Origin of the sequence: Protofrankia sp. Cas8 (assembly GCF_963555845.1) — a bacterium.
Classification (GTDB): Bacteria; Actinomycetota; Actinomycetes; order Frankiales; family Frankiaceae; genus Protofrankia.
Genome location: NZ_CAUVXI010000010.1, coordinates 50,593 through 60,037, shown reverse-complemented (window position 1 = coordinate 60,037; position 9,445 = coordinate 50,593). Strand labels below are relative to the sequence as shown.

The following is a 9,445-nucleotide window of genomic DNA, read 5'->3' as shown; positions in this document are numbered from 1 at the left end:
TCAGAAGGGAATCGACAACGCCCGGCTGACCACGTTGGCCAGCAGCGTGCGGGTTGCCGGACTGTGGATTACCGCATAGAGAACAGCGGCGAACCCGACCGCGGCAACCGTGCCCACGGCGTACTCCGCTGTCGACATTCCCGCGTCGTCTCGGTGTTTCCGAATCGATCTGAACCCGATGTTCCCGCCGTCAGCTCGAACCTGATGTGAGGCGCGTGCCGTCGATGGTGTGAGCAGCGCTACGAATATGCTGACCAGCAGCTGCGTCCAATGCTTCGTGATCAGATGGTAGCGTGCCGGGAGTGCGGACATGTTGGGTGACCTCCAGATCGACCGTTCCGGCCGGTGGCGGGAGCTCCGACTTTCGCTCGGAGTGTTTCTTTGATCCGTACAAGTATTATTTCCTGCGAATGCGTCGGTGGCGAGCGCGAATATCGTGCTGTGGATGACGGACTGTTATCCACAGGCCGGTTGGGCGTGGAGCGCCGGGACAGAAGATTCACAACAGGTTCTGACAGGTTGGCGTCTCGTGTCGCCGGACCTGGTGTGACCTGGTGTGACCTGGTGTGGCACCGGCCGGGTTCGGCCGAACCCGACAAGCGCAGTTACAGCAGCGCCAGACCCGTGCCAGCCCCTGCCACGACGGGCACGACCCCCAACGCAATGAATGCGGGCAGAAAGCACAGCCCGAGCGGTGCTACCGCGGCGACTCCCGCTCGGCGTGCCGCGGCCAGGGCGCGCTCCTGATGCTGCGCGCGGGTCTGGTCCGCGAGTCGTTCAAGCGTCGCGGCCAGTCGGGCGCCGGAGTCCTCGGTCCGGTGCAGCGCCCGTGCGAAGGTCGCCAGCTCACGCGCTGCCGTTGTGACCTCCGCGACACCTGTGATGGCCCACCAGCTCGGCGCGGGCCTACCCCCGGGGCCGGGATCGAGTAACCGGTGACACGCCTCGCCGATAGGCGCTCCAAGCCGCAGAGCGCGTCCGACCAGGCCCAGCTCCGTGCCGAGCGGTCCGCCGACCGCATCGGCGACGATTTCCAAGGCCGTCACGACCGGCGCACCGGCGGTCAGGCACGCCGCAATGAGGTCGAGGGCCAGTGGAAGGTCGCAGGCAAGGCGTTCGTGGCGGCGCCGGGTATTGCGCTCGGGCACACCAGCCAACAGGCGGACCGCGGCCACGCCGAGAAAGAGGCCGATGACGATGCCCGCGGGACCACCGAACACTACGAATGGACCGAGCCCGGCTGCGGTGCCAAGAGCGATCCGCCGAAGCACCGAGCGGCGGTCCGCGGTGGGGTGCGGACCGCCGCTCGAACCGTGGCTCCAACGGTTTGCCCAACGGGCGCTCGAGCGGCGGCTGCTTTCGCTGCCGTGGTCCTGCGCCCCATCGTTGCGGCCCTTCGACATGTGCCTGGTCAGGTGTGGTCGCGTCGGCGTGATGTCGGCCCGGGTCGGCGGGGTGAGCGAGCCTGCCCGTCGCCGAACCTGATCGCAGAGCGTTGTGATTCCGGCCAGCCACGACGCCGATGCCATGCTTGTAGCCGCGGCGAGAAGCATTGCCCACTGCGGCGGCCCGGTCACAGTGCCACCGCCACCATCGGCTGGGCGTCGTAGCGGTACCGGCCGGTCTCTCCCCGCGATCGAGCCGTCTCGGTGAGTCTGTTGATCCATGCCAGGCCGGCGAGATCGAGCATTGCGCCGACCGCGAGACAGATTGTTCCGACCGGGGTGTTGAGCAGGACATCCAATGGGGACGCGCCGATGAGGATGCCGAGCCCGATCCCGGCAAGAGGCAAGGCGGCGATCAGCCGTCCTGATGCGCGCGGTCCGGCGAGGGCTGCGGATACCTCGCCGTCCTTCTCCTGCTCGGCCCGGACCACCGCGGCGAGTCTGCTCGCCATCGGAGCAAGTGGAATACCGGCGATCTGGCTCACCCGCCAGGCGGCCGCGAGCTGGCGCAAGGTTGGCGCTTGGCAACGCTCCAGCGTGGCCGCCGGGTCTAGCCGGTGGGCAAGCCCGGTGCGCAATGCCCGAGAGTCGCTCACACGGGTACCGCGGCGCGGCGGACTCTGGCCAAAGCGCGGCCGATCCGTCTCGTTACCGAGGTCTTCGACGGCTGTGCGCAGCGCTTGCGACGGGCTTCGGCCCGCCTCAAGTTCGGTGGCGAGGGCGGCGAGCACCTCCTGTGCGTCGGCACGCTGAGCGTCGTGCCAGCGTCGTGCCGCGGCGCGTCGCATGGCTCGCTGCGCTGTCACAGCGCCGACGACGGTGACGCAGGCCACTACCGGCCCGAAACAGGCGCCGCTGAGTGCTGCCGCGGCGGCCACGATCGCCGGTGGTGCCCAGGTACGGGCTGCTGGCGGTTCCGGTAGGTCATTCACGTCCCTGCCGGACCGCCTGGTCGCCGGTGGTCTCGTCGTCGCCACCCGAACGTGCGGCGGACGCCGTCCGATCGGTCCCGAGGCGAGCGCGGCGGCAGTGGCCGCGCAGACGGTGGCCAGCATCAGCATCAGCATCGCTGGCTGCCCGGGGCACTTTCACGAAGCATGCCGGGACGTGGACCGCCGCGTTCGGCGAGTAGTCGATCAAGGACGAGGGCGCCCGCTCCGGCCACAACCACGCTGGCTGTTGCCCCGCGTTCGGGGTCGGGTGGGGTGAGGTGATGCTGGCGTATACGCAGGGCGCCCAGGACGCGGACGAGCCCGCTCTGGTCGCGATACAGTACGCCGATTTCAGTAAGTCTGCGCATTCCATCACGATCTCGGCTGATATGAACGACAGCCTGTACCGCCGAGGCAAGTTGGCTGTGCAGGGCCGCGCGGTCCAGCCCGGCAAGCGCGGCGAGAGCCTCCAGCCGCGCTGGGACGTCCCCCGGCGTATTGGCATGGATGGTGCTCAGGCCCCCTTCGTGGCCCGTGTTGAGCGCGACCAGAAGGTCCACGACTTCGGCGCCGCGGACCTCACCCACGACGATTCGGTCAGGTCGCATCCGCAATGCCTGACGAACCAGATCGCTCATATCGATCCCGCCGGCACCCTCGATGTTGGGTGGACGGGACTCCAGCCGCACGACGTGGGCGAGATCGACGACGAGTTCCACGGTGTCCTCAATGACCACGACACGTTCGCCCGGGTCGACCCGACCCAGAAGCGCGGCCAACAAGGTGGTCTTTCCTGAACCCGTTCCGCCCGTGACCAGTGTTGCCAGGCGAGCGCGGACAAGCGCGTCCAGGACCTCCGCCATGGCGGGTTGTATCGTCCCGGCCGTAACAAGGTCGCCCAGTGTGAAGGGTCGCCGCCTGGGGATCCGCAGCGACAGACACGTCCCTGCTACCGAGACCGGTGCGAGCACCGCGTGCAGGCGGGTGCCGTCACCGAGCCTCGCGTCGGCGAACGGGGTCGCCGCGTCAAGGCGCCGCCCGGTTGCCGCGGCCAGCCGGACCGCGAGGCGACGTACCGCGTCATGGTCGGCAAAGGTGACGGCGCACCGCTCGAGACCGACGCCTCGATCTATCCAGACCTCGTCTGGCCCATTGACCAGAATATCGGTTATGGACGGGTCTGCGAGCAGTGGCTCGAGTGGCCCGGCACCGACAAGCTCCGACTGGAGCGACCGGTGTAGCGCGAGCGAGCCGCTGTCGACCGGTCCGGTTTCCGCCCGGACCGCCATGGCGATGCGCGAGGACGTCAGTGTCCCGTCCGCGCTTGCCAGCCTTCGCCGGATGCCGGCAAGGAGCGCCTCGTCCGGCTGTGTCCCGTCCGTCACACCGCAGGCAGCCGTCGTGCCCGGTGCGCGTCGGACGTGATCTGCTCCGGTTCGTTCGACCGCGATGTCGTGGACCGGATGACCCGGCGTGGCCCCCACGCTCGGGCTGCCGGCCGGATACGTGCTCATGCGGCCACGTCCGCGTGCGCCAGATCCAGGTCGTCGAGGATCCGCCCACTGACCCGGGCCAGCGAGCTCCGGCGGCGGCTACCCGGCGGTTCTCCCCGTTCCAGTCCGGTCGCGAGGCCCGAATCGTGCCTCAGCACCCCGGCAACCGGCAGCGCGAGCGCATCCGAGACCGCCTCGGCATCCAGCCGGGCCGGGCCCGGGAGCCGCACGACAATACGGACGTCCGAACAGTGCCGGTTCGCGGTGTCGCAGATCCGGCCGGCGGCGGCGATGGCGCGGACCTCGGCCGGAACGACCACAATGATCATTTCTGCCACGTGCATCGCCATGGCGGCGGCCTGGTCGGGAAACCGGGGAAGATCGACGACGAGCAGATCCTTACCGCGCCGGACACTGGTCAGCATCGCGCTCATGACGGCCGGCGGGATCGCGGTCGGGCTGGTTCTGTCCCAGGACAGCACGGCAAGGTCCCCGAGACAGGGCAGCGACTCGGCCAGCACCCGGCGGGACGTTCGCCCGCGGGCTGCTGCGAGGTCCGGCCAGCGCATGCCTGGTCGATCTTCAATCCCGAGAGCAAGGTCGATCCCCCCGCCGAGCGGGTCGGCGTCCACCAGCACGGTATGGAGCTCCCGGCGCACGGACGCCAGGGTCAACGCGATCGCGAGACTGGTGGCCCCTGCACCGCCTCGCCCACCGATCACGCCCACGATGGTGGCGCGGCGCTGGTCCGGTTCGGTGGCGGTGGCCAATACCTCGACAAGCCAGTTTTCCGCGTCCGGCAGGAAGGCCACATGCTCGGCGCCGAGACGTACCGCCGCCTCCCATACGCCGCCGTCGTCGAGGTCGGAGCTCAGTAGGACCACGCCCGGACGCCGTGGCAGGCCGGCGGCCACGCACGACGCCACCCGGTCGGTGCCGACGACGACGAGCGGGGCGTTGTTCCAGTACCTGCGGGCGAGGTGGGCGTCGACTACGGCGTTCACGGTGACGCCGGCAGCCGCGGCGAGCCGGAGGATGTCGTCGAGCAGCTGTGGATCATCGGTGATAGTCAGCGGCCGGAGGCTCGGTTGGGGCTCGGGTACAGCGAGGGCGAGAACGGGCGGTGCGGACGTCATGGCAGGGCCCTTCCGTCGTCGGGGATGGGGACGGAAGCTCACCATGACGCATATGGGGCTTGTGGAGGATTTTTCCTCCACAAGCCCCATATATGGTCTAATTAAGATTTATACCGACTTGGAGTGCCCGGCACGCGTGGTACGGCAAAGCAGGGTCCGGCACGAAGTGCCTGGAAGGGATGCGCCTGGAAGGGAGGCGCCTGGAAAAGAGGTGCCCGGCGACCGGGGGGACGGCTCCCGTTTGGGGGGCGTCGCGGGAGCCGTCCGTGGGATCTCGCCGTCAACCGCCAGGGATCCCACGATTGCCGGACGAGGGTGCGGTGGGCTCGCTCGACACTGCCGATGCGTACCCTTTCCATGGCTGGCGAAACCGTCATCCGGGCGCGGGCGCGGTGTGCCTGGATGACTGATGGTCGACTGGCTGGCGCGCCTCAGCTGGCGCGGGTGATGGCCTCGCAGATGGCGAGGGACTCGCGGGCACCCAGCTCCACGGCCCGTGCATAGTGGATGATCCATTGACCGACGCCCTGGGCGCCCGTTCCGATGTAGGCGCGGACCGCCGCGGCATAGCTACCTGTGGCGCCGTCGGTGCACGTCTGCCCGCCGGGGATCTGCGCGGCTTCGACGTGCCCGACATCCGTGGCGGTCACGGCCTTGGGGTCCAGGCCCCGGCTGATGAGTACCAGCCGGCCGGCCCCCCGGGCGATGATCCCGTCGAAGGCACCGAACGGGCGGATGGCCAGCAGTTCGCCCTCGACGATCGCAGCCATGATGATCGCCGGTGCGGACGTCCTGGTCAGCAGCAGCTGTGTGAGCCCGTCCAGCCGGGCGGTGGCTTCGGCGGGTGTCGGTGTCGGGCCGAGGCCGAGGGGATCCGTCGGGTCGGTGTGGCTGCCCGCTACTCGTGGGCGTCCGAGGTCAGCGTCGGCGACCAGGCCGCGCGCGACGAGGACGTGCATCCGGGCGAGTGCCTGGCGGGGTGCCCGATCCCAGGTGTCGCGAAGCGTCCCCAGCTCCGCGTGGAGCCGGACCGTGCCGAGCGTCACCCTGAGCGCGTCGCTGTCGCTGTCGCCGGTCGCAAGCCGGCGATCGTGGCCAAGGTGTTCGCGCAGATCGTCCAGATCGATGTCGTGACCGTCCAGCGCTGCTGATGCGCGCGCGGTGCGCAACGATGCCTCGGCTGTCACCTTGGCGCTGTCGCGGCGCATGACCCGGTGCCGTAACAGGGTGTCCACGGACGTTCGGGCGGCGGTGACCGCGTCGGTGACGCCTGGCAGGGCGGCGAGGCGGGCCACGGGGTCCGGCCCGACTACGGCGGTCATTGCCGGTACGCTACCGCCTACCCGCCCCGTGGATGGCGCCCGCCCCATGGATGAGCAGCAGGGCCATGGCAGGCACGGTGGGTCTCCAGCTGGGTGGGAAGGCCCATGGCCCATGGGCGGTGTTCGATGCGGTGGACATCCGGTGACCGTTGCGCAAGCGGGCGAACGCAATCTCGTCACGGTCCATCTGTCACACTGGCGGCGTCCGAAGGTCCGGGAGAAATTGCCCGGACCGGCCAGGTATGCGCATCACAGCGCGTCTGGGCGGCGGACAAGCTCTGGACGCGGGACACTTCGCAAGAGGGGTCCGCGGCGGGTGATACGGGATTGTCGTACCCCACCCGATCAAAGGATGACATGATCATGGTTTTCGCGCCGCCGGCGGCCCGAGGACTGGACGAACGCGGGGGAGTTGCGGGCCGCCGAGGTGGGCTTCAAACGCGTGCACAACAACCGTGGACGAGCGTTGCGGATGTGTTGACTGTCGCCGATCGGGCACCATCTGGTGACCTGGACGGTATCGGGCGCTGCCTCGTGCCGCGACCTGTACGACCGGTAGTCACCGCTGCGACGGGCAACCCGTGCCCGGTGGGCCGAGGCATGCGGTCAGGAATCGTATCGCGCGCCCGAGGCTCCAGGGCCGCCAGAAGGAGGACCAACGGTGTCGACTCCAACGCAGAACCGACCAGCCACCCGGGAAACGACGCTCGGTGAGCTCGTCGGGCTCGCGGTACGAGACCTGTCGCTGCTCGTCCGGCAGGAGATCGATCTCGCGAAGGCCGAGCTTTCGAAACAGGCGACGTCTGCCGCGCTCGGCGCCGGCTTTCTGGTGGTTGCCGCCGGCCTTGGGTTCGGCGCGCTGATCGCCGTCACGATCGGGCTCGGCGAGCTGTTCACCTGGGCCGGAGTGGAGCGGTTCTGGGCGTACTTCCTGACCGCTCTGCTTTATCTGGTCGTCGCCGGGCTGTTCGGCCTGTTCGGGGCAAAGCGGTTGAAGAACATTTCGCCGCCTGAGCGCACCTTGCAGACGGTCAAGGAGGACATCGCCTGGCTCAAGCACCCGACGGCGGTCACGGGCACCGGGGCAGGCCACTCCAACGGGCACGTGTCCGGTAACTCGCGGGACTCGGTGCCCATCCCCTGAGAGCCTGTTCTGAACCTCCTACCCGGGCGATCAACATCTCCTACCTGGACGATCAACGACCGGACGCACCGGCTGCGTTGCCGGCCAAAGCGATATCACCCATAGTGATCACACAAAAATCTCATAACGATCAAAATCAGACGGTAGTAACATGGAGAAGGCGCGGAAGGAACATATCGGGCATATGGAAGACGCGCTGGGGGCCGCGCGCGGGACCGGTGTCGGCAAGCTGGGCGGGCGCGGATCGATCGAGCCGCGAGCAGGAGCGTCCCCGTTGTCGGGCGCTCTGAGTAATTCTGAGATGCGATGGAGGCTGCCGTTCCAGAGCTTAGCGCCGTTCTTGTAGACGGTCCGTGGCAGCATCGTGACGTATCCGCGAACGGCACCCGCCTGCACGTGGCCGAACTCGGCGACGGCCCGCTGGTGCTGTTGCTGCACGGTTTCCCGCAGTTCTGGTGGGCCTGGCGCCATCAGTTGACCGGCATCGCCGCGGCCGGGTATCGGGTGGTGGCTGCGGACTTGCGCGGCTACGGCGCCAGTGACAAACCGCCGCGCGGGTATGACGCATTCACCCTGGCCGGCGATGTCGCGGGTCTGGTCCGGGCGCTCGGCGAACGGGATGCGGTGATTGTCGGGCATGACTGGGGGGGCGTTGCGGGGTGGACGACGGCGGCGTTTTTTCCACGGCTGGTCCGTGGGCTCGTGGTGCTGGCGATGCCCCACCCGCTGCGGGTCCGCCATGAGATGGTGGCCAGCCCACGACGCCAGGGCCTCTCGGGCCGGCATCTGATCACGTTCCAGCTGCCGTGGCGTCCAGAGCGGCAGCTGGTCGCCGACGACGGCGCTTATGTGGGGCAGCTGTTGCGATTGTGGGGCGGTCCGGGCTATCCCGACGCCGAGATGGAGCGCCGTTATCGTGAAGCGATCCGCATCCCCGGGGTTGCGCACAGTTCCATGGAGTACCACCGGTGGGTATTCCGGTCGCTGTTCCGGCCGGACGGTGCCCGTTTTGCAGCGGCGCTGCGCCGCGAGTCGGTGACCGCGCCGACGTTGCAGCTACACGGTCGCCTCGACCGGTGCATGCTGGCGTCCACCGCGCAGGGTTCCGGACGTTATGTCAGCGGTCCCTACACCTGGAAGCTGCTGGACGGGGTGGGGCACTTCCTGCCGGAGGAGGCACCGGCCGTCATCACCGATGAGATCCTCACCTGGCTCGCACATCAGGAGACCGGGGTTCAAAAACGGGCACAGAATACTGTTCTGGACCAATCTGCCAGTCGCAGTCCTACCCCCTAGTGTCTCGTGATTCCACTGACTTTACTTTCCGTTGTTGTCGACAAGCTTCTTGATGTTGGTCTGGACAAGCTGGACTTTGGCGAGAATCTCGTCCGCGGTCGCCGTCCATGTGAATGGCTTCGGATTGCTGTTCCAGTGGGCGATGTAGTCCCGGATCTGCTGGATGAGAAGCTGTACGGAGGTGAAGGTACCGCGGCGGATCGACTGATGGGTGATGATACCGAACCACGTTTCGATCTGATTGATCCACGACGATCCGACCGGGGTGAAGTGGAAATGCACGTGCGGGTTCTCCTCCAGCCATGCCTCAACATCGGGCGTGGTGTGGGTGGAAAGATTGTCCAGCACGACATGAATTTCCTTGTCGGCGTGAGGCTTGACGGCTTTCTTGAGAAAGGCCAGGAATTCCGCACCGTCATGGGTTGGTCGGCACTCTCCGAAAATCTCTCCGGTCGCGACATTCAACGCAGCGAACAGGTCGGTGGTGCCATGCCGGACGTAGTCGTGGGTGCGTTTCTCGCAGGCATCGAACTCGATCGGCAGCAGTGGCTGGGTGCGGTCCAGCGCCTGGATCTGCGTCTTCTCGTCCAGGCTGAGCACGACCGCTTCACCGGGCGGATCAAGGTACAGGCCGACGATGTCGGCGACCTTCTCCGCGAAGGCAGGATCTTTGCTGA

9 protein-coding genes are annotated in these 9,445 nt (G+C 67.8%); 2 read left to right on the top strand and 7 right to left on the bottom strand.

Annotation, left to right across the window (positions count from 1 at the left end):
• The 6 genes from U9977_RS26820 to U9977_RS03565 form a co-directional block, all read right to left on the bottom strand.
• Positions 1-138 carry a DUF4244 domain-containing protein gene (locus U9977_RS26820; RefSeq protein ID WP_416210104.1) on the bottom strand — a complete coding sequence of 46 codons (138 nt, stop codon included), beginning with the start codon at positions 136-138 and terminating at the stop codon, positions 1-3.
• Positions 139-605: 467 nt separating this feature from the next.
• The gene (locus U9977_RS03585) at positions 606-1,577 is read right to left on the bottom strand and encodes a type II secretion system F family protein (RefSeq protein WP_322747708.1); all 972 of its coding nucleotides are present in this window, start codon (positions 1,575-1,577) and stop codon (positions 606-608) included.
• On the bottom strand, positions 1,574-2,512 hold the full coding sequence (locus tag U9977_RS03580; protein WP_322747707.1) for a type II secretion system F family protein: 939 nt from the start codon (positions 2,510-2,512) through the stop codon (positions 1,574-1,576). Before U9977_RS03580 ends, U9977_RS03585 begins: the two co-directional genes overlap by 4 nt.
• Complete coding sequence (locus tag U9977_RS03575; protein WP_322747706.1) at positions 2,506-3,891, bottom strand: TadA family conjugal transfer-associated ATPase; 1,386 nt, start codon at positions 3,889-3,891, stop codon at positions 2,506-2,508. Before U9977_RS03575 ends, U9977_RS03580 begins: the two co-directional genes overlap by 7 nt.
• The gene (gene ssd, locus U9977_RS03570) at positions 3,888-5,006 is read right to left on the bottom strand and encodes a septum site-determining protein Ssd (RefSeq protein ID WP_322747705.1); all 1,119 of its coding nucleotides are present in this window, start codon (positions 5,004-5,006) and stop codon (positions 3,888-3,890) included. The genes U9977_RS03575 and ssd overlap by 4 nt, the downstream gene beginning before the upstream one ends.
• A gap of 431 nt (positions 5,007-5,437) precedes the next feature.
• Entirely contained in the window at positions 5,438-6,328 is an 891-nt protein-coding gene (locus U9977_RS03565; protein ID WP_322747704.1) for a hypothetical protein, read from the bottom strand.
• 661 nt (positions 6,329-6,989) lie between these two features.
• Here U9977_RS03565 and U9977_RS03560 point away from each other — a divergent pair.
• Together U9977_RS03560 and U9977_RS03555 are read left to right on the top strand one after the other, a co-directional pair.
• Positions 6,990-7,472, top strand: coding sequence for a phage holin family protein (locus U9977_RS03560; protein ID WP_322747703.1), 483 nt, complete (start codon positions 6,990-6,992; stop codon positions 7,470-7,472).
• 306 nt (positions 7,473-7,778) lie between these two features.
• Positions 7,779-8,768, top strand: coding sequence for an alpha/beta hydrolase (locus U9977_RS03555; protein WP_322747702.1), 990 nt, complete (start codon positions 7,779-7,781; stop codon positions 8,766-8,768).
• Positions 8,769-8,789: 21 nt separating this feature from the next.
• Here the strand turns inward: U9977_RS03555 and U9977_RS03550 are convergent.
• Positions 8,790-9,445, bottom strand: a 656-nt coding sequence (locus tag U9977_RS03550) for an IS630 family transposase (RefSeq protein WP_322747701.1), incomplete at its 5' end; no start/stop codon positions are given.